General features: G+C 70.2%; 25 protein-coding genes. 12 read left to right on the forward strand and 13 right to left on the reverse strand.

Features of this window, described 5'->3' with window-relative positions; translation table 11 throughout:
- Positions 1–79: 79 nt before the first annotated feature.
- Complete coding sequence (locus ACN27D_RS35370; protein WP_255352849.1) at positions 80–208, reverse strand: hypothetical protein; 129 nt, start codon at positions 206–208, stop codon at positions 80–82.
- A 90-nt stretch (positions 209–298) separates the two neighbouring features.
- Between ACN27D_RS35370 and ACN27D_RS35375 the strand changes: the two genes are divergently transcribed.
- Both ACN27D_RS35375 and ACN27D_RS35380 read left to right on the forward strand, forming a co-directional pair.
- Positions 299–1333 carry a tyrosine-type recombinase/integrase gene (locus ACN27D_RS35375; protein WP_235437469.1) on the forward strand — a complete coding sequence of 345 codons (1035 nt, stop codon included), beginning with the start codon at positions 299–301 and terminating at the stop codon, positions 1331–1333.
- Positions 1334–1405: 72 nt separating this feature from the next.
- A complete protein-coding gene (locus ACN27D_RS35380; protein ID WP_047892189.1) occupies positions 1406–1732 on the forward strand; it encodes a hypothetical protein in 327 nt (108 codons plus the stop codon).
- A 254-nt stretch (positions 1733–1986) separates the two neighbouring features.
- On the opposite strand, the gene ACN27D_RS35385 is transcribed toward ACN27D_RS35380, so the two are convergent.
- A complete protein-coding gene (locus tag ACN27D_RS35385) occupies positions 1987–2631 on the reverse strand; it encodes a hypothetical protein (protein ID WP_152748247.1) in 645 nt (214 codons plus the stop codon).
- A gap of 94 nt (positions 2632–2725) precedes the next feature.
- Positions 2726–3058 (reverse strand): hypothetical protein, encoded by a 333-nt coding sequence (locus ACN27D_RS35390; RefSeq protein WP_047892191.1) that lies wholly within the window; start codon positions 3056–3058, stop codon positions 2726–2728.
- A 215-nt stretch (positions 3059–3273) separates the two neighbouring features.
- Here ACN27D_RS35390 and ACN27D_RS35395 point away from each other — a divergent pair, with 215 nt between their 5' ends.
- Complete coding sequence (locus tag ACN27D_RS35395) at positions 3274–3465, forward strand: hypothetical protein (RefSeq protein WP_047892209.1); 192 nt, start codon at positions 3274–3276, stop codon at positions 3463–3465.
- Between the two features lie 29 nt (positions 3466–3494).
- Positions 3495–3860 (forward strand): hypothetical protein, encoded by a 366-nt coding sequence (locus ACN27D_RS35400; protein ID WP_235437470.1) that lies wholly within the window; start codon positions 3495–3497, stop codon positions 3858–3860.
- Positions 3861–3901: 41 nt separating this feature from the next.
- Here the strand turns inward: ACN27D_RS35400 and ACN27D_RS35405 are convergent, their stop codons facing one another.
- Positions 3902–5251, reverse strand: a complete 1350-nt coding sequence (locus tag ACN27D_RS35405) for a hypothetical protein (RefSeq protein WP_152748248.1) — start codon at positions 5249–5251, stop codon at positions 3902–3904.
- Positions 5252–5521: 270 nt separating this feature from the next.
- On the opposite strand from ACN27D_RS35405, the gene ACN27D_RS35410 reads away from it, so the two are divergent.
- Complete coding sequence (locus ACN27D_RS35410; RefSeq protein ID WP_396786807.1) at positions 5522–6400, forward strand: IS5 family transposase; 879 nt, start codon at positions 5522–5524, stop codon at positions 6398–6400.
- A 31-nt stretch (positions 6401–6431) separates the two neighbouring features.
- Here the strand turns inward: ACN27D_RS35410 and ACN27D_RS35415 are convergent, their stop codons facing one another.
- The gene (locus ACN27D_RS35415) at positions 6432–7895 is read right to left on the reverse strand and encodes an NF041680 family putative transposase (RefSeq protein WP_114920779.1); all 1464 of its coding nucleotides are present in this window, start codon (positions 7893–7895) and stop codon (positions 6432–6434) included.
- 176 nt (positions 7896–8071) lie between these two features.
- Positions 8072–8476 carry a hypothetical protein gene (locus tag ACN27D_RS35420; protein ID WP_047892194.1) on the reverse strand — a complete coding sequence of 135 codons (405 nt, stop codon included), beginning with the start codon at positions 8474–8476 and terminating at the stop codon, positions 8072–8074.
- Positions 8477–10250: 1774 nt separating this feature from the next.
- Between ACN27D_RS35420 and ACN27D_RS35425 the strand changes: the two genes are divergently transcribed.
- Both ACN27D_RS35425 and ACN27D_RS35430 read left to right on the forward strand, forming a co-directional pair.
- Positions 10251–10568 carry a helix-turn-helix domain-containing protein gene (locus tag ACN27D_RS35425; protein WP_218105486.1) on the forward strand — a complete coding sequence of 106 codons (318 nt, stop codon included), beginning with the start codon at positions 10251–10253 and terminating at the stop codon, positions 10566–10568.
- Positions 10565–12934 (forward strand): hypothetical protein, encoded by a 2370-nt coding sequence (locus tag ACN27D_RS35430; protein ID WP_421501237.1) that lies wholly within the window; start codon positions 10565–10567, stop codon positions 12932–12934. The genes ACN27D_RS35425 and ACN27D_RS35430 overlap by 4 nt, the downstream gene beginning before the upstream one ends.
- Positions 12935–13056: 122 nt before the next feature.
- Here the strand turns inward: ACN27D_RS35430 and ACN27D_RS35435 are convergent, their stop codons facing one another.
- From ACN27D_RS35435 to ACN27D_RS35445, 3 genes are read right to left on the reverse strand one after another with little or no spacing between them, the layout of a single operon-like run.
- Positions 13057–13674 carry a methyltransferase family protein gene (locus ACN27D_RS35435; RefSeq protein WP_091331348.1) on the reverse strand — a complete coding sequence of 206 codons (618 nt, stop codon included), beginning with the start codon at positions 13672–13674 and terminating at the stop codon, positions 13057–13059.
- A complete protein-coding gene (locus ACN27D_RS35440; protein WP_091331347.1) occupies positions 13674–15617 on the reverse strand; it encodes a heavy metal translocating P-type ATPase in 1944 nt (647 codons plus the stop codon). Before ACN27D_RS35440 ends, ACN27D_RS35435 begins: the two co-directional genes overlap by 1 nt.
- Positions 15614–15994: an ArsR/SmtB family transcription factor gene (locus tag ACN27D_RS35445; RefSeq protein WP_091331346.1), complete on the reverse strand. Its 381-nt coding sequence runs from the start codon at positions 15992–15994 to the stop codon at positions 15614–15616. Before ACN27D_RS35445 ends, ACN27D_RS35440 begins: the two co-directional genes overlap by 4 nt.
- Before the next feature lie 87 nt (positions 15995–16081).
- Between ACN27D_RS35445 and ACN27D_RS35450 the strand changes: the two genes are divergently transcribed.
- Entirely contained in the window at positions 16082–16210 is a 129-nt protein-coding gene (locus ACN27D_RS35450) for a hypothetical protein (protein WP_256092950.1), read from the forward strand.
- A 104-nt stretch (positions 16211–16314) separates the two neighbouring features.
- Positions 16315–16515: a hypothetical protein gene (locus ACN27D_RS35455; protein ID WP_091331344.1), complete on the forward strand. Its 201-nt coding sequence runs from the start codon at positions 16315–16317 to the stop codon at positions 16513–16515.
- 24 nt (positions 16516–16539) lie between these two features.
- On the opposite strand, the gene ACN27D_RS35460 is transcribed toward ACN27D_RS35455, so the two are convergent.
- The 3 genes from ACN27D_RS35460 to merA form a co-directional block, all read right to left on the reverse strand.
- Entirely contained in the window at positions 16540–17097 is a 558-nt protein-coding gene (locus ACN27D_RS35460; RefSeq protein WP_091331341.1) for an alkylmercury lyase family protein, read from the reverse strand.
- A gap of 106 nt (positions 17098–17203) precedes the next feature.
- Positions 17204–17476: a hypothetical protein gene (locus ACN27D_RS35465; RefSeq protein ID WP_091331338.1), complete on the reverse strand. Its 273-nt coding sequence runs from the start codon at positions 17474–17476 to the stop codon at positions 17204–17206.
- On the reverse strand, positions 17469–18857 hold the full coding sequence (gene merA, locus ACN27D_RS35470) for a mercury(II) reductase (protein ID WP_091331336.1): 1389 nt from the start codon (positions 18855–18857) through the stop codon (positions 17469–17471). The genes ACN27D_RS35465 and merA overlap by 8 nt, the downstream gene beginning before the upstream one ends.
- Positions 18858–18948: 91 nt before the next feature.
- Between merA and ACN27D_RS35475 the strand changes: the two genes are divergently transcribed.
- Positions 18949–19338, forward strand: a complete 390-nt coding sequence (locus ACN27D_RS35475; RefSeq protein WP_091331334.1) for a heavy metal-responsive transcriptional regulator — start codon at positions 18949–18951, stop codon at positions 19336–19338.
- A gap of 468 nt (positions 19339–19806) precedes the next feature.
- Here ACN27D_RS35475 and mobF read toward each other — a convergent pair whose 3' ends face one another.
- A complete protein-coding gene (gene mobF, locus ACN27D_RS35480; RefSeq protein ID WP_053065384.1) occupies positions 19807–24318 on the reverse strand; it encodes a MobF family relaxase in 4512 nt (1503 codons plus the stop codon).
- Positions 24319–24640: 322 nt separating this feature from the next.
- Between mobF and ACN27D_RS35485 the strand changes: the two genes are divergently transcribed.
- Together ACN27D_RS35485 and ACN27D_RS35490 are read left to right on the forward strand one after the other, a co-directional pair.
- Complete coding sequence (locus ACN27D_RS35485) at positions 24641–24988, forward strand: hypothetical protein (protein ID WP_053065385.1); 348 nt, start codon at positions 24641–24643, stop codon at positions 24986–24988.
- Between the two features lie 7 nt (positions 24989–24995).
- Positions 24996–25580 carry a hypothetical protein gene (locus ACN27D_RS35490; RefSeq protein ID WP_047892211.1) on the forward strand — a complete coding sequence of 195 codons (585 nt, stop codon included), beginning with the start codon at positions 24996–24998 and terminating at the stop codon, positions 25578–25580.
- Positions 25581–25840: the final 260 nt, after the last annotated feature.

Genomic DNA, 25840 nt, shown 5'->3' on the forward strand with positions numbered 1-25840 from the left:
TACCGCCACGGCGGCAGGCCCGGCCGGTCCGCCGCCGGCTCCCCGGGAACAGGCCGCCGCCACGCCGGCCCAGGACCGGTCAGGTCCGGGCGCCGGCCCGGCTGGGGAGGTGTTGCACGGCGAGCTGGTCGCTGCGGCGACCGGCGGCGTGCCGGCCGTCCGCCCGGGTCCGGCACGCCTCGACGTTGAGCGGTGGCTGGCTGACCATCGGCCCCGTGACGGCGCTGACCTTGCCCGGCTGCGCGAACTGGTTGATGACGTTGCCGGTTATGCGCAGGCATCACGTGCGCCCGCCACCATGCGCAAGTACGACGCCGGGTGGGCCGCGTTCACCGACTGGTGCGCGGAGTTCGGCTTCGAGGCCGGGCCGCCAGCCGCGGTGGAGGTGGTCGCGCTCTACCTGGCACAGCTGGGCAGGGACCGGCTGGCGATCTCCACGATGGACGGGCGGCTCGCCGCGATCCGCGACCGGCACATCGAGGCCGGGTGGCTGCCGCCGACGGACGATCCGCAGCTGCGCCGGATCCGCGACGGAGTGCGGCGGGTACGCGGGCGGCCCACCGAGGGCGTCGACGCGATCGGTCTGCCTCTGCTCGCCGCGATGCTCGCCACCCTCCCGGCCGGCCCGGCCCCGGCGGGCGCGTCCCTGGATGTCCGGCGCGCGCACCTGGCCGCGCTGCGCGACCGGTGTCTGCTCACCGTCGGTTACCTGGCCGCGCTGCGCCGGGAGGAACTGGCTGGAGTGCCCGTCGATCACCTGGAATTGCGCCCGGAGGGGCTGCGGCTGCTGGTCGCCCGGAGCAAGGCGGACCCGAAGGCGATCGGGCGCCGAATCGACCTGCCGTGGGCGCCGGAGGAAATGGCCTGGCTCTGCCCGGTGCGCGCCACGCTCGCCTGGCTGGATGCCGCCGGCCGCCGGCCACACCTGCACCGGCCAGGCCGGGACCGCACCGGCTCGGTGCCGCTGCTGTCCGGCATCACCCCCGGTGCGCGGATACGTGGCACCGCGCTGACCGACCGGCACGTCGCCCGCGTCGTCAAGACCACCGCGACCGTTGCCGGACAACCGGCTGAGGTCGTCGACCAATTTGCTGGCCACAGCCTTCGCGCGGGGTTCGCCACCGCAGCCGAGGCCGCGGGCGTGCCGCGACCGGTCGTCGCCCGAGTCCTCGGTCACGGCACGGGCACCACCGACCGCTACATCCGGCACACCTGGGATGGCCAGGCGCAGCACGCGGTGTATGCACTCGCCAGGGCGACTGTCGTCGCACCTGCGGCCGGGCATGGGCCCGCGGTGATGCTGGCGGCATCACCGCTGCCTGCTCCCACCTGAGCAGTTGTCGGGACGGATTCCCGACAACCGTTCGCTACGCCCCGACAACGCATCCTCTTGAAGGAAGGTCTCATGGAGCCCAGTCCGCTCCGCGACAACGGGCCATACACCTCACATGAGCAGACCCGAAGCCAATTCGCCGCCGTTGCCTACGGCATACCGACGCGGACCTCTGACGACCTCACTGGCATCTCGGCGTTGGTTCTGGCCGAGGCGCTGCTGATAGCGGGGGTTGACACCAGCGATTACGAACAGGCTGCGCTCGCGGCCATCGCCCGGCAGTTGGACCCCGAGATGGTCCAGGTGATCGCTGGGTGGGTCATCCGTGCCCGGTTAGCCGGCGCTCACCCGGCTCCCAAGACTGCCGATCCGTGCAGCGCTGATGCGACCGAGCCCTGACACGGCTTGTCCTCGCCTCGCGTGGGGGGAGACCAACAGACTGGGGCTGGGGACGCCATCTGTGGCATCCCCAGCCCTCGGTCGGCGGCGATGTACGTCTCAGCAGAGCGCGTGCAGGGGGCCGGTGCCGAGCGACCCGGTGGCCACGCCGGCGAGCGCCAGGGCGCCGAGGGCGTACGTTGAACGTCGGAGCAGGCGGGTGAGCATCTGTGGTTCCTCCTCGCAGAGAGTCGTACGGCTCAGCCTGCCGGCCGCTACCTGCGCTCACCAGCTCTTGGGGGTTGGCCTACTACTGGTTGCGATTGGCTGATCAGCCTGGCCAACAGCCACTGGCCCGTGCTGAAGCACAGCATGGACACTGTGCCGTGTGGCCAGTAGACGTGGTGTTCGCCCAGACCCCAGGCGCCGACGACGGAGAGCAGGACACCGGCGTAGGCGGCTCGGCCGGCCACACTTTGCACGGCGTACCCGGCTAGCAGGGTGCAGGCGACCAACGCGCCGACGCCGATTGTCCCGAACGGCTGGGCGATGGCCTGCAAGGCGAGGACGTCAGGGGCACGACCGTCGGCGGCGATGCCGCGGTAAACAAGCTGCCCTGTAGCGATGCCGGCGAGGACATCGAGAGTTGGATAGCAGATCGCGTAGACCGCTCCAGTGGTGACGCTAGCCCACTTCAGGATCGGCCTGTCTGGGGTGGTGCGCAGGCAGAGGGAGACCGGTCCAAGGGCGATCAGCGGAGCGACGAAGAGCAGGACGATGTGCAGGACGAGCCACTCTCGGGCCGTCGCGGCGGTGAGCTGGTAGGGATGTGCGAGGCCGAGGACCGCCGCAGCGGCCGGCGGTACCGCGATCTGAACAGCCAATAGCCGGGGAGCAGGATGCTCTGGTTTGTCGACCACCGGCGCAGTGTTGTCTCCGCAGCCTGGCGTAGGCCAGCTACCGGCGGTTGCGCTACCAGGAAATCGACGGACCCCTTGGCTAAGGGGTGCCGGTCTAGGTTCCGTCGTCGAGGGCAGCCCGTGGAACCTGTTGGGCGATCTGCTCCGCCAAACGCTCGACCTCTGCGCGGAGGCGCGCAAGGTTCCACCTGTTCGTACCGTTGGCCTGTTGTTCGGCCGCCATCGTTCGATGTACGGGGCCCAGGTACTCGATGATGTCGTCGATGGGCCAGTAGTCGCCGCCGTGCAGAGTGTGGAAGCCTACCCAGCCGTGGGCATCTGGCCCGTAGCTGAGACCCCCGTGAACTCGGACTGGCGCGGTCAGTCCGTTGCTGCGAAGAAAGGCCGGCAGCTGAACGTACCCGTTGAGGTTGAAGGGCCCGCTCATGATGAGGCACCTCTGACCGTGGGCAGTCCATTCTTCGACGGCACGTCCAGCTGTCTTGGGCAGGGAGGTCATTGGCTCCGGCTCACGGGCGACGCAGGTAACAGGACTTCAAAGAGTAGGCCGTCCTCGTCAGCGAGACGCTCCGCCCGGGGGTGGAAGCGTGAGGTGATGCGGTGCTGCCTACCTTCGCGCTCCGTGAGCTGTATCATGGCTGCATGACGAACTCCGAGCCCTCCGGGGTGCATGACGACACGGCGGCGCAGCTCGCTTCGGTCGGCATTCCTGTGACGGAAGAGGGCAAGGAGCGCGCTCGGCGGCGGCTGTCGGCGGCTGCGGCTCGTCGCACGCCGGAGCTGCGGGCAACGTGGCGTCGGCAGCTCGGGCTCGGCCCTCAGCGCGCTGCGTGAGCGGGGAGCCGCGTCCGGTTCGCCTAGTCTTGGACACTTCGGCGATCGTTGCCTTCACGGGCGGATCTGTGCCGGTAGGTGAGCTGATTGCCGAGGTGGACGATGAGAAAGGCCTGACCGGCCTGCCTGTGTTGTGTCTGGCAGAGGCGAGCCGGCTGGCCGTCGAAGAGGCTCGCCTCACGCTGCTGGTCAATCACTCGGCGACGGTGCTGCTCGCCCTGCCCGCGGAGGACTGGCGGTCCCTTGGCACGTCGACCCATGAGGTCATCGGCCGAGCGGATGCGGCCTCAGCGGTGCTGGCCGCCGTTTGGCACGACTGCGACGTGTTGACAGCGGTTCCCGCGTTGTATGCGGGACTCGACGAGGGCGGACCTATTCTGCCCATCGAAGAGTAAGTGATGCCGCCGGCATCACCGCCCCGATGCCGGACCGTGAATCAGCCGCCGAGAGTCCTTCCCTGGAAAGGGATGTGCCTGTTGCCGGCGTCGATGTTCCGATTGTCAGCAGCAGCAGGACGGTCGGCGCTTTCCGCATGAGAACGAGCTGATCGCGTGGTTTCCTCTCTTGCGCGCTGTCGCGAAGGTTGGTCATTCGTCTTGGGGTCGATCGCTGGGGTGGTGGCGATGCGCCGGAGTCTCGCCCTCACGTCGTTCCTTCCCGCCTGATTGCTGGGGTCCGCCTCATGCATACCCGGCATCGGTGCCACGCCGGCCTCCTCAGCAAGCGCCATTGCACCGGCCCTTAGCTGACCGGTCGCCAGCGCCAGGTCAAAGCCCTTTCCCTGGTAGGTGCTCGCCCGTGACCAACTGCCTCGTCGGTTCGCCCCAACGCCGCTGCCCGGGAGCTGTTCATACAGGTGGCCGCGATGCAGCGCCACACGGGCTCCCCGGTTGACCAGGGTCGCGATGTCCGGCAGCCGGGCCGTGAGCTCCTGCCCCATGCCCTTCCAGGCGTCGATGTCGATGTCGCGCCTCAGCTCGGCCCAGCGGCGCCATGTCCCCTCATCCCGGACGTGGCCGCGCAGCCACTCCTCAGCTCTCGCCAGAATGGCAGGGCCGGCCCCGGGCTCGGGTCTGCCCAGGCTGTGCAGCTGGTCGGCGGCGCGTGCGGCGCGACGCCATGTGGCCGCGAGTTGCGTCGTGGTGGATGACCGGACGACGTGGGTGATGCCTGCGGCGTCAGATCCGGCCCCGATGAGGTAGTCGGCCTCATAGGTGAGGGCCATTGCCGTTCGGGCCAGCGTTCGTAGGTCGCTCGCGGTGAGGGTGGTGCGGTTTTGCACGAGCCAGGTTCGAGCGGCGTCAAGGGCGGCGGTGAAGTCACGGGGGATGTGGATGAGGGTCCATCGGGCTGCGTCACTGACCAGGGGAGGGGGACCCATTTGCTGAAGGTGCGGCGTCCGCGCCGCGGTGGGTCGTCGTATCGCCGAGGAGGCCGCATGCTGAAGTGAAGCGTGTGTTTTCTCCGCGTCGACGACGGCGTTCTCGATTATCGGTAGGCCTACCTCGGCGGAGGACTTGCGAAGCCATTGCGCCAGCGGCCCGTCTGCCTCACTTGCTGCTCTGGCGAGCCGCGCTAGCGTCTCAATGTTCTGGTGGCGTTCAACGCCCGCTCTGATCGCAAATCCTTCCGATGATATCGGTTCCCCCGTGGTGGGGTGGAAATGGGAGTTCAGGACGTCGCTTGCCGCTCTGGTCGAGTCTGCGGCCTGCTGGTAAGCCTGAGCAAGGGGATGAGCGGAGGGCTGTTGCAGGGGCGCAGTCAGCCGACTTTCGCTGGTGGCCATCCGGAGTTGATCCGGAAACTCGCCCCTGTATTCAGGACCGCCGAGGCGGTCAACCTGCCTTTCAATTGCCCGGTATAGGTTCGTCCGTGCTAGAGCAACCGAGATGCAATCGGCGGCTGTCGCCCAAGGCGGATCTAAGGCGTGTTTCGTAACTCGGGTTGGCCGGTTGAAGTCACGGCGTGGCGGTGATCGATAACTGACGAGGTCTCCGGTACTTGGTACAACGACCAAGAAGCACCATGCACCGGAGACCTCGTGGCCACCTTAGCGGTGACGAGGCGGCATGACCTGACTGACGCGCAGTGGGCTGTCCTGGCCCCGTTGCTGCCTGCTGCGTCGTCGACAGGCCGGCCGCCGAAGTGGGAGAAAAGGCAGCTCATCGATGGGATCCGGTGGCGGATCCGGATCGGTGCGCCGTGGCGCGACGTGCCAGCGGAGTACGCGCCCTGGCCGACGATCTACGGACTTTTCCGTCGTTGGCAGCGCGATGGAACCTGGGACCGAATCTTGTCGGCGTTGCAGGCCCAGGGCGACGCCCGGGGACGGATCGACTGGACAGTCAGCGTGGACTCGATGACCAGTCGCGCTCACCAGCACGCTGCAGGTGCCCGCACCGACGGCCATCTGCAGAAGGAACCACCCGGTGGGGTTCATGACGAGCCGGCCGATCACGGGCTGGGCCGCTCCCGTGGAGGGCTGACGACCAAGACGCATCTGGCCTGTGAGCAGGGTCAGAAAGTCTTGTCCTTGATCGTCACCGCCGGGCATCGAGGGGACAGCCCGCAGTTCATCCCTGTCCTGCGCCGCATCCGCGTGAACCGCCTCGGTGTCGGCCGGGCAAGGACCCGGCCGGTGCTGGTGCTGGCCGACAAGGCCTACACCAGCCGCGCCAACCGCAGATACCTGCGCTCTCGGGGAATCCGGGCGTGCATCCCGAGCAAGGCCGACCAGGACGCCCACCGCAAAGCCAAAGGCTCCCGCGGCGGGCGCCCACCAGCGTTCGACCCGCAGCTCTACCGGCTACGCCACGCCGTCGAGAACGGCATCAACAGGCTCAAACGCCACCGCGGCGTCGCCACCCGCTACGACAAGTTGGCCGTCCGGTTCCAAGCCGTCCTGACCATCACCATCATCACCGAGTGGCTCTGACCTCGTTATGAAACACGCCTTAGCTTGATCTTTAACCTGTTCGGCGTGGACGGGGATTCGAGGTCTTCGTTTTCTTGGTGTCCGGTTTGTTGGTCTTCTTCGAGGTCGCGATGTGGACGTCGTGACGTGGGGTGCGCTGGGTGTTGCGGCGTCCGGGCGGCCGTCCAGGTCCTGGTCGGGAGGGTTTCGGTGCGCCGGCGGGGCAGATGGACTTCGCGCGGAGGTGTCGAAACCCTCGGCGGACCCGAGCTGGTGACAGACGCTGCGGCGGTGCTGGCTTCTCCCAGGGGCGGCGTAGGTCAGCGGCCGCGACGCGGGCCAAGCGAAGCTGGGTGTAGGCGGCCAGGATCAGCCAGGTCCAGAGGTCGGCTGCCTGCGGAGTGCGGATCTTCGGGCAGGTCCAGCCGAGAGTCTGCTTGAACAGGCGAAATGTGTGCTCGATGTCGAAGCGGCGCAGGAACGTCTGCCAGAGGCGGTTGACGTCAGCGGCGGTGGGATCGACCCCGGACCACCACAGCCACACCGGCTTCGGGGTCGCACCGCTGGGCAGATGATCGACCTCGAGGCGGATGACGGTTCCCTCAATGACCGGCAGTACCTTCGCTGAGTTGGTCCAGGCGGATCGGTGGGTCAACCGAGGGTGCAGCCGGTTCCAGGCTCGGGCCCACGCGGTGCCGTAGAGACGAGTGTCGGTAATCGTTTCCGCGTCGGGTTCGCCCCAGGTAGCGGAGTCACCGAAGACGAACTCGCCGCCGTGGCGGGGTGGCCGGCCGGTCGTTCCCGGAAGGCGGGGCGGCGCGGCCCGGCGGAGTACCCGGTCCGAGCGCAGCCGGGCAAGGACCTGCACGGGCAGGTCACGCAGCAGGAAAGCCAGGCGGGGCGCGTCGTAGCCGGCGTCGGCCACGACCAGGATGTCCGGGTCGCCGGGCTGCCACTGTCCAGCCGTGACCAGTCGCTGCACGATGTCCCGCAGCTGCCCGGCGGTGACCGTCGCGGCGTCATCACCGGGCGCCAGCCGCACCGCGTCCAACGGCGCGGTCCACGAACTTCGGCCCGATTCCAGGGCCACGACCATCGAATACGGCCAGCCGGGGATCATGATGGTCTGATCCTTGCCGCGTCCGTAGGTGTGACACAGGATCCGCTGCGGCGAGGTATGCGCGTCCGGCCGCAGCCAACACGTGATGTCCACCGCCAGGACGAGACGGCCGTCGGCCGCCCGCGGTAGCGGCACTGCGGCGAGGGCGCTACGCAGCCGATCGATGTCCAGCCGCCCGCAGGCGAGGGCGTCATACAACGCCCCGTGACCCCGACGGTGCTCACCCACCAGCGACAACTCCACCAACGACCGGACCGGACCGTCGGCGCACAACACCGCATCCGTCAGGTCGAACAACGCATCAGCCCGCGCGGTCAAGCAGTCGTAGAACTCTCGCCGGAACCTGCCCAGGTCCCCGACGCCATCAGCCGGACCACGGTCATGCACACTGATCACCAGAACAGCCCTTGGTTATTGATGCTCTTCCCTAGACAAGAAGATCATCGACCAAGGGCTGTTTCCATGCTCAGCCAGGACCCCCACAAGACCCGCGAAGGTTAAAGATCAAGTTAGAAGGAGCATCTGCACTCGCGCTACGGCCGACGCGCCTTCATCCAGAAGCCGGCCGTAGGTCACCGCAACTCCCGTAGCGCTTTGTCCAGGTGGGTCGCGGCCGAGGACCACACCAACCGTCGCCAGGGGGAGAAGGTTTCCGAGGCGACGGCGGTCGAGGCCACCCTTGCCAGGGCAGCGATCAGGTCCACCGTCGCCGCGCGAGCCTCGTCGGGTTCGACCGCGCGAAGCGCCGGACCGCAGGAGGTCACCAGGTCATCGGGTAGTTCGCGGGTCAGCCGATCGTAGGACTCGCGGAGAGCTAGTCCGGCGAAGGTCCAGCTGTCGCTACGGTGCTCGTCGCGGTCCGCAGCTTCCATACACACGGCGTAAGACAGCAGTAGAGCGGATTGAAACTTCCCGTCGTCAGGGGAGTTCACCGAAGCGATGGCGCTCAAGCTTTCCGCGATCAAGTCATTTACCACTCTTATATTGTCCACCCCCGGATAAAGACTCGCCAAGGAAAGTAATCTGCCTGTGGATAACCATTTGCCCGACCACGGCCCAGTCCGGCCTGACGCGGTTCGATGGTGCGACGGCGGCGGCCTGGAAGCGGATGCCCGTCGAACGCGCGTTCGATAGTCTCCTTACGTGTCCGAGTGGTTTCGACGCTGGGAGGTGCAGATCCGGTGGCGGCCGGGGCAGGCCGGCGGGCGACCGTCAGCCCGCCGGGTCGACTCGGTAGCGGCCCTTCGCGCCGTGGTGATCTGGGCCCGGTCACACCCGGACACCACGGCGGTGCGGTACCGCGCTGTTCACGAATTGTGTGGCGAATCGCCACTGGCCTGCTCGCGGGGTCATCCGTACGACGGAGGGTCGGCAACCCGCGCCGGACGCGGTTGGCGTGACTGTCCGTGCGGTGGCCACATGATCTTGACATGCCGCTGGCAAGGCTGTGGTGACGTCCGCTGGGACCCACCATTTTGTGCGGAATTGCATTAGATGCAACATAGGGCAGGGCGGTGATCTGAAGAGAATCGCAGGTCAGGCGGGTCTGTGGTGGGCGTTGCGACGTTACGAGTCTCGGCGTGTCCAGGACGTCTTGAGTAGCTGCAAGATTGATGCATCTGATACAACGTCGGGGTGCGGCGTGATGACCCTGGCTCGGTGAGCCTCGTGCTGGCGCCCAACGTTGTGCATCTGGATCCGGCGCCAGTGGTGTTCGAGGAGATGCTGCGGGGTTGGGCGGCTCAGCAGCGCAGCCGTTTCCTGGCCGAGGCGACGGTCACGCAGCGGCTGCGGTTGGCGCGGCGGCTGGCGGAGTTCTCGGGGCTGTATCCGTGGCAGTGGACGCCGGCCGAGGGGGAGGCGTTCATCTCCCACCTGCGTGGTGGCGACAGGCCATTGGCGTTGTCGACGGCCCGCGGCTACGAGGTGGACCTGCGGATGTTCTGCGAGTACCTGCTGGATGCCCGGTACGGCTGGGCCTCGTTGTGCGTCGAGCGGTTCGGCGTGGCACCGCAGCAGGTGTTTCACCAGGACAACTCCGTCGTTCACATCGAGGATTACGAGGGTGAGCCGGGACGGCGGCCGTTGACCTACGACGAGTTGCAGGCGTTGTTCGACGCGGCCGACGGCCGGGTCGCTGAGATCAGGTCGCGGGGTGTCAAGGGTGCGCTGGCCGCGTCGCGGGACGCGGCGATGCTGAAGCTGACGTACGCCTTCGGGCTGCGTCGGCGGGAGGTGGCGATGCTCGACCTGGTCGATGTGCGGTCGAATCCGAAGGCGCCGCAGTTCGGTCGGTGCGGGATGGTGATGGTGCGCTACGGCAAGGCGTCGCGGGGCGGGCCGCCACGGCGGCGCACGGTGCTGTTGGTGCCGGAGATGGATTGGGTGGTGCCGGTGGTGGAGCACTGGTTGCACGAGGTGCGTCCGGCGCTGGGGCCGGGCAAGCATCCGGCGCTGTGGGTGAGCGAGCGGGCGAGTGTCGACGCGGTCGGTCAACGACGCGTTCGTCGCGGCGCGGGAGACCGCCGGGCTGGATCCGGCGCTGGATCCGCATTGCCTGCGTCATTCCTACGTCACGCATTTGATCGAGTTCGACTATCCGGTCAAGTTCGTGCAGGACCAGGTGGGGCACAAGTTCGCCAGCACCACCGCCATCTACACCGGGGTATCCAACGACTACCGCAACCAGCTGCTGCGACGCGTCATGCAAGACCGGCTCGGAGAGATGTGGGACGCGCAGTGATCAAGAAGATGGGGTACCGGTGGCACCTGCGGCAGTTGATGGCCGCCAGGGACATGTTCGCCACCACGGACCTGGTGCCGCTGCTGGCCGAGCGGGGTGTCACGCTGTCGCGGGAGCAGGTGTTCCGGCTGGTGACGCAGCCGCCGCAGCGGCTGTCGATGGACACGCTCGTTGCGTTGTGCGACATCCTCGGGTGCACGCCCAACGACCTGATCGAGCCGCAGGTGGCCAATCAGACGGTCCGCAAGGCGGCCGCCGGTGGTGGCAGGGTGGCGCCGGCCGCGCCGCCGCCACGGGCCACGATCCGCCGGCCCAGGCACGGGTGAGCCCGCGCCGTCGGCGCGTCCGTAACCGCTACGTCGGTGACCCCACCGAGGCGGCCCAGGAACGGCTGCTCGGCCACGTGGTCACGGTGATCGGCGCGCAGTTGTCCCGCGAGGCGGCACAGGCGCTGCTGGAGCGGGCGAACGCCTGGACGTTCATCCCGATGCGTCAGCTCGACCAGCACCTGACCGCCCGGCCGGACGCCCTCGCCGCGCCGGACCCGCACGCGCCGAGGGTGCTCCTGCGGCTGATCTACGCCCTGGTCGACGCCGGCCTCGGGCACGCGGTCACGCTGCCCAGCTGCGCCGGGTGCGGCCGATCACTGCCGGACCTGCAACGCGGCCGGCCGCACCCGGACGGGATCGGCCGATGCTGCCAGCCCTGCATGCTCAAAGCCGAGCAGATCATCTGCGCGCGGTGCGGGCGACCCGGCGACCGCGCCGCCCGCCGCGACGAGGGGGTGATCTGCCGGGCCTGCTACGGCACCGACCCGGCCCGGCAGCAGCAGTGCGCCGGCTGCGGCCGGCGCCGGCAACCGACGCGACGGACCCCTGACGGTCGACCGCTGTGTCAGGGCTGCGCGCCCCGCCCGGTCCACGTCTGCGTGACCTGCGCGCTGCCGTCGCCCGCGCACGCGATCACCGACGCCGGTTCCGTCTGTCGACGCTGCTACCGGGCGCCCGAGCGCCGATGTGGTGGCTGTGGCCGCCCGAGGCAGATCAAACGCCGCGCCGCCGGCGGCAGCCCGGATCTGTGCGCTGCCTGCGCCGAGTCGCCGGTGGCCGAATGTGGCGCCTGCGGCCGGTGGCGGCACTGCCAGCGCGGACCGGACGGCCTGCCGCGCTGTCCCGGCTGCCGACCGCGACCGCTGCGCGAGTGCGCGCTGTGTCGACGCCGCCGCACCACCCAGGCGCACTGGCCGCTGGGGCCGGTCTGCTCGACCTGCTACAGCGGAACGGTCAACAACCCCGGCCCCTGCGCCACCTGTGGCCAGGTCCGGGTCCTCGTTGGCCGCGACGCGCGAGCAACCGGCGTGTGCGGACCCTGCGCGATCCGCGACACCGGCCGCAACGGCATGCGTGCAAACCTGGACTACCTGTGCGCCTCGTGCGGGGAAGCCGGGGACCTCTACGCCGCGCGCCGATGCGCCCGGTGCGTGCTCACCGACCGTGTCACCGACCTCCTCGGCGACGACCACGGCACCATCGACCTCCAGCTACTTCCGTTCGCCGACGCGCTGGTCAACGCGGCCATCCCACGGCACGCCCTCGCCTGGCTGCGCCGCAGCGGCTCCGCCCGGCTGCTCGCCGAGCTGGCCGCGACCAGGGCGCCGGTCACCCACGAGGTGCTCGATGAACTCCTGCACACGCCGAAGGCGGGCGCGGTCGACTACCTGCGCAAACTGCTCGTGGCCACCAGCGTCCTGCCCGACCGGCTGGAGCCGCTGGCCCGGCTCGAACCGTGGCTCGACGCCCTGCTCGTCGACCAGCCAGCCGATCGCCAACGACTCGTCCGGCCCTTCGCCCAGTGGGTCGTCCTGCGCAAGGCCCGCCGCGCCGCCACCCGCGGCCGATACACCGCCAGCTCCGCCACCGCCGACCGCGAGGACATCCACCAGGCGCTGGCCCTGATGTCCTGGCTGGGCCAGCGCAACCTGACGATCGACGACCTCACCCAGCCGCGCCTGGACGAGTTCATGACCGACGGCCGAGCCCACCGACGCCGGGCGGTCCGGGCCTTCACCGCCTGGACCGCCGCGCGACGGATCACTCCGAACCTGGTCATCGCCCGCCGCCGCGACGACACGCCCTCCCGGTTCCTCGCCGAAGACCACCACCTGCACCTGCTGCGGCGGTGCCTCACCCCGGACGACCCGACGCCGGTCGACGTGAAGGTGGCCGGCGGTCTCATCCTGCTCTACGGCGTCCGGTTGCCGAAGATCCACGCGCTGACCACCGAGCGGCTGAGTCGAGACGACCGGGGAACCTACCTGGCCCTCGACTCCGTGCCGGTCCTGCTGCCGCCGACCCTCGCGCAGCTCGTCGACCAGCTCATCGCGCAACCACCACGCACGTTCGGTCTGCGCCCCACCGCGCAGGCCCAGGCCGCCTACCTCTTCCCGGGCAGACCGCCGACCCGCCCCATCGCGGCGGCCAGCCTCGGACACCGTCTACGCCAACACGGCATTCCCGTTGGCGCCGCCCGCAACAACGCCCTGATCGCCCTCGCGGCCGACCTGCCCGCACCCGTCATCACCGACCTGTTCGGCCTCACCCACAAGACCGCCGCCACCTGGAGCACCTACGCCCGAGCCGACTGGACCGCCTATCTCAACAGCCGACCCGACCCCGACGCCCCGCACCCATGACCGGTCCATCCCTCTGCTCGGGGCCGTAGGCTGCGGAAATGGACATCGCCTGCGACTGGGCCCGCCCGTAGCTTTCCGCGAAAGATCAACGATCAGTGGTTGATCGTGAGTGAGAGGCGCGCTCAGCGACGGGTCGGTGCTGGTCGGCGGCCGATTCCGGGCCAGAATCGGCCGACCCGGGCGGCGTAGTCGGCGTAGGCGGCGCCGTGGGTGCGGGCAAGGTAGGGCTCCTCGACGGCGCGGACCTGCAGCTGGATCGACGCGACCAGGACTGCGGTGGCGGCCAGGGCGATGGGGTTGGGCACCATCGCGGCAAGACCGGCGCTGGTGGCGGTCATGGCGGTGAAGATGGGGTTGCGGGCCAGGGCGAACGCGCCGCCGGTGACCAGGGCGGTGCGCTCGGCCGGGTCGACCCCGACGCGCCAGGAGGCGCCCATGCTCAGTTGCGCGGCGAGGGTGGCGGTCACGCCGGCGCCGACCAGGACCAGCCCAGCCACCCGCAGCCTGCTGTGGTCAAGAACGCTGACCGGGTCCATCCTGGCCAGGGCAGCAGCCGGACCGGCGAGGCCGAGCAGCAGCGCGGCGACGAACAGCAGTTTCGCCCACCAGCCCACCGACCCGGGCGGACCGGCATCCAGCCGCAGCCCTGTGTCGCCGGTTGCCTTCCACTGCGCGACGCTGCGCCACCCGAACGCCAGCCCGAGGCCGGTCAGGTACAACGCGACCGCGATCGCAGCCATCACCGTGCCCCTCCTGCAAACCCAGGCTGGGCGGCTGGCAGGGAGCGGGTGCGGCCGGCGCGTACGCCGTTGCCGATGACGACGATTTCGGCGAGTTCGTGGATCAGGACGACAGCGGCCAGGCCGAGGACGCCGAAGGTGGCCAGCGGGATAAGAACGGTGATCAGTCCAAGGGACAGGCCGACGTTCTGCAGCATGATGCGGCGGCTTCGGCGAGCGTGGGCAAGGGTTTGTGGCAGGTGCCGCAGGTCTTCGCCCATCAGCGCGACGTCGGCGGTTTCGATCGCGACGTCGGTCCCCATGGCGCCCATGGCGATGCCGACGTCGGCGGTGGCCAGGGCAGGGGCGTCGTTGACACCGTCACCGACCATCGCGGTCGGCCGCGCGGCGCGCATGGCCGTGATGATGCGGGACTTGTCCTCGGGTCGAAGGTCGGCGTGAACCTCGTCGATGCCGGCCTGGGCGGCGAGTGCGGTGGCGGTGCGGGTGTTGTCGCCGGTGAGCATCGCCACGGTGTATCCGTCGGCGTGGAGCCGGGCGACGACTTCGGCGGCTTCGGGTCGTAGTTCGTCGCGGACGGCGATGGCGCCGATCAGGGTGCCGTCGTGTTCGACGAGGACGGCGGTCGCGCCGGCTGTCTGCATGGCGGTGACGTGCTCGCCCAAGGGGCCGGGGTGGATCCAGCCGGGGCGGCCGAGCCGTGCCGGCCGGTCGTCGACGATGCCGGTCAGGCCGGCACCGGTGACGGCCTCGACGTCGGCGGCCGGGATGTGGTCGGGTGCGGCGGCGAGGATCGCCCGGGCCAGGGGGTGTTCGCTGCGTGATTCGAGTGCTGCGGCGACCCGAAGGACCTGGTCGCGGCTGGTCGTGTCGGTGGTGGCAACGTCAACGACGGTGGGTTCGTTGCGGGTCAGGGTGCCGGTCTTGTCCAGCGCGACCGCGCGGATCCGGCCCAACGCTTCGAGTGCGGCGCCGCCCTTGACCAGCGCGCCGATGCGGCTGGCGGCGCCGATCGCGGCGACGACGGTTACCGGCACGGAGATGGCCAGCGCGCACGGGGAAGCGGCGACGAGCACGACGAGGGCACGTTCGATCCAGGTACGTGGATCGCCGGCTAGAGCGCCGGCCACGGCGATGATCGCGGCGAGAATCATGATGCCGGGTACCAGCGGTTTGGCGATCCGGTCGGCGAGCCGCTGGGCGGCACCCTTGCGAGACTGCTCGGCCTCCACGATGCGCACGATCCGCGCCAGAGAGTTGTCGGACGCGGTAGCGGTCACCTGCACCTCAATGGCACCGGTGCCATTGATCGAACCGGCGTAGACGGCATCACCAGGATTCGCCTCAACCGGCACGGACTCACCGGTCAATGCGGACACGTCGAGCGCGGAACGGCCCGTGCGGATCACACCATCGGTCGCCAGGCGTTCACCGGGCCGCACGAGCAGCAGATCACCAACGCGCAACTGGGCGGGGTCGATGGTGACTTGCGCCCCTTCGCGAAGGACTGTCGCCTCAGCGGGTACGAGGTTGAGCAGCGCCCGCAGGCCGCGCCGAGTCCGGGCGACGGAGTACTCCTCCAAGCCTTCGCTGATGGAGTAGAGGAACGCCAGCATGGCGGCCTCGGTGACCTCGCCGAGCACCACCGCACCGACAGCGGCGATCGTCATCAAAGTGCCGACGCCGATCTTTCCCTTGGCCAGGCGTTTCAGGGTGTTCGGCACAAACGTCCACGCGCCGACCAGCAACGCAACAGTGTTGAGGCCGATGCCAACCGGGCGCGGGGCGTCGACCAGCCCGGCGATGAACCCGGCGAGCAGAAACACCCCGGCGACGGCAGCAGCCCGCAACTCGCTGACCTGCCACAGCCGCTCGGGCTCGCGCTCCTCCTCGGCACCTTCCACGCGGGGTTCGTCGTCTCCGCAGCCGCACGCGTCGCTCATCGCACAGCCTCCTCGTCGCCGATCCCGGTACCGTCAGGGCCGTAGTTGGGGCACAGCGCCACCGCATCGCCGGTGGCGGCCAGCAACTGCTCGGCGCTGGCGAGCAGATCGAGCAACTCAGGCCGGGCCAACGAGTACACCGACGCCCGGCCGACCGGCCGATAGTCGACCAGGCCACAGTCACGCAGACACGCCAGATGCTTCGACACCGTCGACTGAGCCAGACCCAGCTCGCCGGTCAGGTCCACCACCCGAGCCTGCCCCCGGGCCAGCCGCTGAACGATCCGCAGCCGGGTCGGATCGGCCAGAGACGCGAACAACGCCACCGCCGGACTCAACCCGGCCCGGTCACAGCCCTCCACACGATTCATCGCCATGCAGCGATACTAGCGCCATTAGGGAATGCATTACCGGCGGCGTGGTCCACGTCACCGCCCGCTCGGCAGTTGGCCCCGGACGCGCCCATGCTGGTCTTCCTGCCCGCGGTGTGGCCCCGGCAGCTGCGTACCTGGGTGCCGGACCGGGCCACCCGCTGTGAGACCTGGTACGAGCAGGACCCGAAGACGTACGAGGTGCTGAGGGCCCGTCCGTAGTTTCCGGACCAAAACAACGCTAAGAACTGGGGCATTGATCTCGGTCTGACGGACCCGTAGCCTCCCGTCCGTTTGGTGACGGTCGATGGCTGGGTGGTGGGTTCGTGGGTACGCGGGATGTGTTCTCTGAGGAGGAGCTGGCGCAGCTTCGGGCGTTCCCGGAGATCGGCCGGGTGGACCTGATTCGGCACTTCACGCTGACGGACGTGGACGAGGCGTTCGTGCGTGCTCGTTCGCCGGTTGCCGAATTGTTCCCTGTTGGGATCAAGGCGACGTCCGTCCCCGACCGGGCGGGTGTCCGTTGAGGGTTCCTCGTACAGAACCGGGGTTCAGGTCGGCTCGCGCATGAGGTCGCCGAAGATGAGCGCGCCAGCGCGGACGGCTTGGGGCATTGTGAGCACGACTCCGGACAGGTCGTGTCGGTGTTGGTAGGCCGTGGCGTGGTCGGTGTTGGTGAAGAAGTTGATGACTGGGCAGCAGCTTTGGGTGATTGGGCCGGTGCCGCGTGAGCCGACGAACACGACTGCCGTCTGAGGGTGCCAGATCCACTGTCCGGTCCGGCTGGTGGCGGTGATCGGTTCGCCGCTGTGCGGGTCGGTCGAGGTGATGTCGATGTCGCGGTTGAGCATCGCGGCGATGCCGAGTGCGTCGATTGCGCAGTTGGCGAAGGCCTGCGGCCCGCTGGCGATGCGGACCCGGTGCGGCGAGGCGCCGGCGGCGAAGGGCACCGCGCCGGTGACCACGGAGGTGTCCGGGTCGGTGAACACCAGCTCGGTGTGGCTGAGCTCGCGCAGGGTGTCGGGCAGGTCCACGCCGTGTGCGCGGGCCGAGTCGGCAAGCTGCGACGTCGGCGGTGGTGCGCCGGTGGTGGCGAAGCTGGCCAACACCCGCTAGTGCAGATCCCGTAGCGGGGCGGGCAGCGCGGCCCGGCGGGTGAGCAGGTTGTCGGGGGGCAGCCCGGCGCAGGACAGCATCGTGGCGAGGTCGCCGTCGCTATCGCTGCTGTTCATGGTGGCTCCGCTCGTTCGGGGCTGGTGGGCAGCCTTGGTGTCTGGGGCGGCGCCGGTGCCAGGCGATGACGACACCGATGGCCACGGCGAGGACCACGCCGGCGGTGCCGAGCAGCGCGGTGTTGCTGGTGGCCGCGCCGATGCCGGCGCCGATGCCGGCGAGGCCGCCGGTGAGCAGCAGTGCGTGCAGGGTGCAGCACACGGCCAGGGCGCCGGCGGCCCATACGGCGCTGCGGCGGGGGCGGCTGTCAGGCACAGCAGGAGGTCGGCAGTTCGTTGCGGAACGTCCCGGCGGTGATCCGCAGGCTTTCGGCCATCGTCAGGTAGGGCGCCCAGGTGTCGGCGATGTCGTCGACGGTCATCCCGGCTTTGATGGCGTAGGTGGCGGCCAGCATCATCTCTCCGGCGCCGTCGGCGAGGGCGTGGACGCCGAGCACCCGGCCGGTGTTCGCGTCCGCGACGACCTTGACCGCTCCGCGGGTGTCGCGGTTGACCAGCGCCCTGGGCACGTCGGCGAGGTCGAGGATGCGGCAGGCGCAGTCGTGCCCGGCGGCGAGGGCGTCGGCTTCGGTGAGCCCGGCCGAGGCCAGCTGCGGCCGGGTGAACACCACCGACGGCAGGCCGGTGTAGTCCAACCGGGCCGGGCGGGTGCCGTCGCCGGCGAGGGCGTTGACCGCCGCGACGCGGCCGGTGGCGGCGGCGACGTAGACGTACTGCGGTGCGCCGGTGACGTCGCCCGCGGCATACACCCGGGGGTTGGTGGTGCGCTGCGCGGCGTCGACAACCACGAACCCCCGCTCGTCGGTCTTCACGCCGGCGACGGCCAGGTCGAGGCCGTCGGTGCGGGCCCGCCGGCCAGTGGCCACCAGCAGCCGCTGCCCGCTCGCCCGCCGCCCGGACGCGGTGACGACCTCCACCCCGCCGGCAGCGCGCTGCACCTCGGTGGCGTGCTCTTCCAGCATGGTGATGCCGTCGTCGGCGAACACGGCGCGCAGCGCCTCGGCGAGTTCCGGTTCGGCCCTCGGCGCGAGCCGCCCGACCAGGGTGACCCGGGTGCCGAGGTGGGCGAACAACTGCGCCTGTTCCATGCCGACGTACCCGCCGCCGACCACTACCAGCGAGTCAGGCAGCTCGGACTGCTCCATCGCCGTGGTAGAGGTCAGGTAGTCCACCTCGCCGAGGCCGGGCAGATCAGGCCGGGCCGGTTCAGCACCGGTCGCGATCACGTAGGCGCGAGCACGCAGCGGCCGGTCGTCGATGGTGAGGGTGTCGCCATCGGTGAACCGGGCCTGCCCGGGCCGGACCTCGAAGCCGTAGGCGGCGGCGACGTCGCCGTACTTGGCCTGCCGTAGCCGACCCACCAGCTCGTCCTTCTGCCCGACGAGCGCGCGCAGGTCCACTCCGTCGGCGGAGGTGGGCGCCCCAGGAAACGGGTTGGACAGCGCAGCGTGCCGAGTGCCGGCCGCGGCCAGCAGCGTCTTCGACGGCACACAACCGACGTTCACGCACGTGCCACCCAGCACCGCCCGTTCGATGAGCACCACCCTCGCGCCGGCCTGCCGGGCCGCGATCGCGGCGGCCATCGCCGCCCCGCCGGAGCCCACCACCGCGAGATCGACGTCGTCGTTGTCCGCCATGAGCTGCCTTCCGCTGGTCATCGGGCCCTTACCGAGCTAAGACTGGACCTTCCAGTGCAGGGTAAGGTCAAGAGGCGGAAGGTGACCGGGATTGCGGATCGGTGAGCTCGCGGCGGTCACGGGCACCACGACCAAGACGCTGCGCTTCTACGAAGACATCGGCCTGCTGCGCCCCGCCGGGCGCACCGCAGCCGGGTACCGCCAGTACGGCGTGGAGGCGGTGGCGCGGCTGGACTTCATCCGCCGTGGCCGCGCCGCCGGACTGACCCTGGCGCAGATCCGCGAGGTCCTCGACGTCCGCGACCGGGGCCACGCCCCGTGCGCGCACGTCGAGGACCTGCTCGCCACGCGGCTGCGCGACCTCGACGCCCAGATCGCCGACCTGCAGGCGCTACGCGACACAGTCACGCAGCTGCACGACGCCGCCAGCACGCCCGACCCTGGCAGTTGCCATCCAGAGCAGGTCTGCCGCTACCTGTAACCCCACCCCCGCGAGAGGGGATCCGCCGTGACCGCCGCCCTGGTACCCGCCAGCCCCTAGGCCTCGCCGTAGTTTTCAGCGAGAAACAACTCCAGCGCAGGTCAGGGCGGCCTGCGCGAATGACTGGAGCCGGGATCGTCATCCGGTTTGACCAGCGCTGGAGTTGTTTTTGGTCCGGAAGCCGGTAGGCCCTGAGGGAGCAGACCGTGCGGGCCCCGAAGTCGGTCGTCGCCGACCGGTCGTACGTCGTCAACCGCGACACAACAACTCGCGACCTGCCAGCGTGGTTGGCTGCCCTGCTCATCCGGCCAACGACTGCAGCCTGCGGCCGTCGGCTCTGCTGCCGAATTCGGTTGAGGCGGCGAAGGGCGGCCCCGCGCTCATGATCAGCGAATAGCGCAGGAGTCGAATAGGTGCACTCCACCGGTGGTTGCCCTGGATTGTCCCGGCTAGCGGGAAGCGCTGCGCTCATATCTGAGCGCCGCGCTGCGGGCCGGGAGGTTCGCGGCGTTGAGTGGCGGCAAGCCGCTGCTGCTCCGCTAGGCGCCGCTCACGTTCGCGGTCTTCGCGCATCTGGTTGGCGCGTTGTGCCTCGGCTTCCCGTCGCGCTCGTCGCTCTGTCTCCCTGTTGGTATCCGGCTGGCGGACCGTGCCGGCGGCGACGGGCTCTCTCTCGGTGGCACGCTGGAGCTTGCGGCGTAGCTCCTCGCGTGCGTGATTGGCTGCTGCTGCGCGGTTGGCTCGTGCGCGCGTCGCGCGGACGGGTTCGATCGCCGCCTTCGTCTCCTCGTACGCCTGGTGGCGCGGACTGGCGTCCGGGCGGGGCTGCTTGCCGAGGATGCGGGTGTCTTCCTCAGGCACCTGGTGCGTCTGTCGGTATGCGGCGGCGAGGCCGGCGGCGCGGTCCCACGCCAGCGCGGCCGTGGTGTCATTGTCGGGGCGCTGGCCGAGAGGCTTGGCCCACTCTGGTTGCTGGGCGGCTACCTCACGGGCCATGTCCACCAGGCGCTCCGCGAGGTGGGCGCGACGTTCCTCAAGATGGGTCGCCCACGTCGAGGTGTCGTGGCTGATGAGGTGGCGGGTGTCGGCCAGCCAGTCCGGCACGGCGGGAGCCGCGGTGGGCCGGTGTCCCTCGCGGTCGTGCTGTTCGGCGGTGCGGACGGCGGTGGGCAGGCGGCGACGCCAGCCGGCTTCGGTGTCGATGCGGGCGACGATGGTGCGAGCCTGCTCGACCCGGGCGACGGCCTTCTCAACGCTTTCGTGGATGGTGGTCCGGGCGTTGTTCAGGGCGTCGGTGGTGGTGGGTGCGCCGGGGTTCTCGCGTTGCGCGGTTTCGCGTGCGCGGTCGTCGGGTCGCATGGTGGCGCGTAGGCGCTGCTCCCTGGCCAGTTGCTCGGCGTGGGCTCGGTCGGCGCGTGCCTGGGCTTCGATTTCTCCTCGGTAGCGGGTTGCGGCCTGGGCTTGGTCCGGCGTGCGGGCTTCGCGGGCAAGTCGGCGCGCTGCCGCAAGCCGGCGGGCGGTCTGGTCGAGCTCGGCTTGGCTAGCGCGGTGGGCCTCGGCGAGTTGGACGTCGGAGAGCATGCCGTGCGGACGGTCCGGCCAGGCGGGATGCTGGTGCCCTCTGACGCGTACCGGCGCGGGTAGTTCAGTGGCGTCGTGTCGGACCCACGCGAGCGCGGTCTCGGCATCGTGCAGCCGACTCGCGGCCCGGTCCCGGAGCCTGCTGAGAGCGGCGTCGCTGACGCCGGCGAGGGGACGAGGGGGAGCCTGGGTGAGCTGATCTGCGACGCGTTGCTGCGTGGCGCGGATGCGGTGGGTCAGGAGCACGCAGGGGTCCTGGGCTCCGGCGAGGTCGGTGATGCCGGCGGCATCGAGCATGTCCGGCGCGGACCAGCCGGCGCGTTCGGCGCGAGCGAGCGCGGCGGAGACCCGTGACCACGTGGGTGAGCTAAGCAGGTGGTTGCCCGCGTTCCCGAGGGCGGCGCGGACGGCGGCCCGGTGCCGGTCGGCGGCGGCGATGTCGGCGACGTAGCGGTACTGGTTGGCGAGTTCGGGCAGGTGCTCGGCGGTGGCGAACGACTCGCGCAGCTCCTCGGTCGCGGAGACCGCCGCGCCGACGTTGCGGCGGATGCTGTCCAGGGCCTCGTGTACCCGTTCGCCTGCTGCGGTGATGACGTACGCGGCGTTGGTGAGCCGGCCGCGGGTGAGCGCGACGTAGGCCTGCACGCGGCTGGCCGCACCGGTGAGCAGGACGCGTACACGGTCGACCGTCATGCCCTGGGTGCGGTGGATCGTCGTCGCGTAGGCCAGCTCGACGTCCTCACGGACGTACCGGGCGGGCAGGCGGATCCGTCCGCCGTGCTGGTCGTGGCGGACGCTGAGGCTGCCGTCGTCGTGCCGTTGCTCGACGTGCCACACGTCGCCGTTGAGCACCATGTCCCGCCCGCTGAACAGCCGGAGTCGAGACTCGTTGCGGCGGCTGACCACGAGGTCGCCACGACCGGCCTGGGTGCCGTCGTGCAGCGTGACGCCGATGGGCTCGACCTGACCGGCGGCGATCCTGTCCGCACGCGCCCGGTCGTTGAGCACGCGGGTGTCGTCGTTGGTCGGTGCCACCATGAGGGAGGTTTCGCCGGCGGCAACGTCGGTCCGCCACGCCTCGTAGACCCGATCGATCATGGTGTCCCGGTCGCCGTGCTGGATCCGGTCTCTGCTCCAGTACCAGCGCCAGGCCTCGTCCGTGCCGTCACGCAGCGCGAGCGACGCGGCCCCTTCGGCCGGGTCGTCGAACCGGTGGATCCGGTCCAGCTCCACGGCGCCGGCCTCGCGTTGCACGAGCCGTAGCATGCCGCCGGACGCGGGCGCGCCGAGCTGCTGGGGATCGCCGAGAAGCCGTACCACCGCGCCGGCCCGGTGGGCGTCGGCGATGATCGCGTCGAGGGTGAGGGTGCCGGCCATGCCGGCCTCGTCGACGAGGATCACGTCCCCGGCGCGGAGCTGCCACGCCCGCCCCCGGCTGCCCTTGTCGCGGTGGTGCAGCCATCGGTGGAGAGTGTGCGCGGGCACCGACAGTTCGTCGGAGAGCACGGCGGCGGCGCGGGCGGACGGGGCGAGGCCGATGAGCCGGCCGCCTGCGGCCTCAACGGCGCGGGCGACGACGCGCGTGGCGGTGGTCTTGCCGGCGCCTGCTGGGCCGATCCCGGCGACCACGAGCCGGCCATCGGTGGCGAACGCGCGGGCCACGTCGATCTGGCCGGCGTCGAGCTGCCGGGCACCTGGTGCGGCTTGCATGCGGGCGAGGGTGGTGTCGAACACCTCGCCAGAGACGGGGGCGATGACGGTGGTCTTGGCGGCGGTCACCACCCGGTGCTCTGCGGCGAGGATGCGCCCGGAGGAGTACCGGACCGTCTGCGCGTGCTGGAACACCGACTCGCCGTCGGCGCGGGTCAGCTCGGGCAGGGTCGGCGCGGTGGTGGGCGCGGTGATCCGGACGGACTCACCGCGCAGGGCGAGGTCGGTAACCGTTCTGGCGAGTTCGACGCGTGCGCCGAGACCGGCCGCCGAGAGCTGCCGGCGGACTTCGGCGTCGATGTGGTGGCGGGTCCAGGTCGCGCGCTGCTGCTCGATCGTGGACACGGCGGCGCGGGCCAGGCGCGCGAGTTGCTCGTGATCGTCCGGGATGATGCCGCCGGCATCGCCGCGGCGGGTAGCCTCGGCGGCCTTGCGGACGTCGGTGAGAAGTTGGTCGACGCGCCGCTGGCCGACGGCCTCAACTGCTCGGCTCCGCCACTCGTCGCGCAGGGCGGCGAGGCTGCGCGCCTGCCGCTTCGGCGGCCGTGTCTCCAGGGTCGCCTGCTGGGCGAGCTGGTGCCGGATGTGCGCCGGGGGTTCGTGGCCGTGGTCGCGAACGTACGTGTCGATCAGCTCTGCGGTCCGGGTGCTGATGCTGGCGCGGCGGCCGGAGAACAGCGTCCGGAGGGTATCGGGGACCCCGGCGATCTCGTAGACCGGGCGGCGTCCGCGGCCGTGGTCGACGGCTACCACTGTGCCGCCGAGGCGCTCGGCGACCGTGTGCACGACTGCCGCGTTGTACTGCTCCGACATGGACACGGCGGCGGCGTGCAGCGCGCGGCTGTCGATGGTGCGCCACTTGCCGTCGGCGGTCTTGACCCGGTTGGCGATGGCGACGTGTGTGTGCAGGTTAGGGTCACCGGTCCGGCTGTCGTAGTGGTCGAAGGTGGCGGCTATGACGCCGCTGGTGGCGTCGAGCTGGGCGACTCCGGCGCGGCCTGCCCGGGTCTTGATCACCGTGTTCTCGGCGTCGGCGAGCACCGTCCGCCACGCGGATGAGTGCGCCTGCTCGACGACGCGCCGGGTCGCCTCGTCGCCGAGGGCCCACAGAGTCTCCACGCTCTTGGGGGGCGTGAAGACGAGGTCGAATCCGGTGACTGCCTGGGGGGAGGGCTTGGCGACCTGGGCGATGTACTTGGTCAGCTCGGCGGCGTCGCGGGGGCGGCGGCCGTGCTGCTCGGCGAACATCTTGGCACCCATGGCGCGGGACAGTCGCGTCCGTTCTCCGGCGGTGGGGGCGCGTCCGGTCATGCGTTGGTGCGCCTCGTACCGCTGCTTGACTCGTTCCTGGTAGGTGTCGACGGGTTCGTACCGCATGGGTCGGCGGCCGAGTCGTACACGCTGTTCGGCTTCCTTAGCGCTGAGCCCTTCGTCGATGAGCTGCTCAATCATGGCGTCGGCGTTGGGGTGCAGTCCCTCGCCGAACAGGGCGCGCATCTGCGCCTCGGCGACGGTGCCGGAGATGCCGAGTTCGGGCAGCGCGCGGCCTGCCCAGGTGCCGGGAGGGTTGCCGTCGGCGTGGTAGTAGTCGGTGATCTCCTGCCCTCGGCTGCGACGGACGTCGGCGGTGGCTACCTCGCGGGTGAGGTAGGTGTAGCCGTCGCCGCCGTGCAGCGGGTGCAAGGTCATCACGCTTCTAGCCTACAAGATCACTGATAGTGCCAGAGGTGTGTAGCTGATCGGCTGGTCAGAAGTGCTGTGCCGCTTGCGGCTCCGCTTCGTCGGTCAGCACGCGCCTTCGGCGCGTCGATCATCCACAGGTGACCAGCGCGCTGGTCACCTGTGGATGATCGTTGGCGGCTCTTGTGGCGGGCGGCTAGGCTGGCGATCATCGGCCGGCGCCGATTCCACTGGCCTCGGCCCGGCAACCGCTAGTTTTCGGGGGTGTTCGATGGCGGTGCGACGGTCTTCGACGGTGGCGGCTCAGGCGAGGGCCGCGGCGAGGTCGCGTGTGTCGGCGGCGATGGAGGCGCGGCGGGAGCGCGAGCGGCGCATCGGTGAGCTCGCCGACGAGCACGCGGTGGCGCTGGCCATGGTGCAGGAGGTGCGGGATCGCGCTGACAGGCAGATCGCGGAGCACATGGCGGCGGCGGATCGTGTGGTGGGCGAGATGGTGGAGCTGGGGGAGCGGCCGGACGCGGTGGCGGCGCTGCTCGGCCTGTCGCCGGCGGAAGTGCGCGCCGCGCGTCGACGGGCCCGGGAAGCGGCGGGTGAGGCCGAGCCGGCCGCCGGCGCCTCGGGCGAGGACGCGGATGAGGCGGGCGCCCGGGTGATGAGTGGGGCGGACGAGCGGGTGTGATGCGACGGTGAGCGGCTTCGTCCTGGCGGTCGACCCGGTGGCATGCCGTGATGAGGTTGCCCGGTTCTGGTCCAAGGTCGTGCGCGGGCCGGGCTCGGCGTGCTGGATCTGGGCCGGGGCGGTCGGTGACGACGGGTACGGCAGTTTTTCGATCCGCCGGCCGGTGCTCGATGAGCAGGGGCGGGCGCGGCCGGCGTCGAGGTCGGGTCGGGTGTTGATGCGTGAGCACGTCGTCAGCGCGCCTCGGTACGCCTTGGCGGCGACCCACGGGGTGATGCTGACGGCATCAGTCGTCGCTGCTCATGAGGTGTGCGATGAGCCGATCTGCGTGCGGGCGCATGAGGGCCTGGTCGAGGGTGGCCTTGCGCACGTGGTGGTGAGCACTCAGGCGGAGAACCTGTCGCAGATGGGGCGTCTGGGCCGGGGCGGGGGTACGCCGCGGCCGTGGCAGGCGCGTGGGCTTGACCGGCGCGCGAGGGCTGCTCGGTCCCGAGCGCTTCGCGATGTGGTCAGGGAACACGGCTGGGACGTAGCCCGGATGGAGGCCGCGGTGGCGGCGTTGCAGCCTGCGGAGCAGGCGCGGCTGTTCTGACTGCGTGGGTTGGTATGTGGCGCCTGCCCCTGTGGTGAGGGAGCAGGCGCCACGTGCGGATAAGGGCGTCGGCGTTGCCGCTGGTCGGCCGTGCGGCACGGGAGCGGCAGCGCGGGCGGGCGTGCTCGATGCGCGTCCGTTCGCTCTCGCGTCGCGGTGGCCGTTGCTTGCCGGTCAGCCGGCGCGGCGTGGGGAGATTCCGACCTTGCGGCCCGGGGTGAGGGTGTCGGTGGGTCGTTGGGGGAAGGGTTCGCCGTTGT

The organism is Micromonospora sp. WMMD1274, assembly GCF_049179035.1.
GTDB classification, from domain to species: Bacteria; Actinomycetota; Actinomycetes; order Mycobacteriales; family Micromonosporaceae; genus Micromonospora; species Micromonospora tulbaghiae.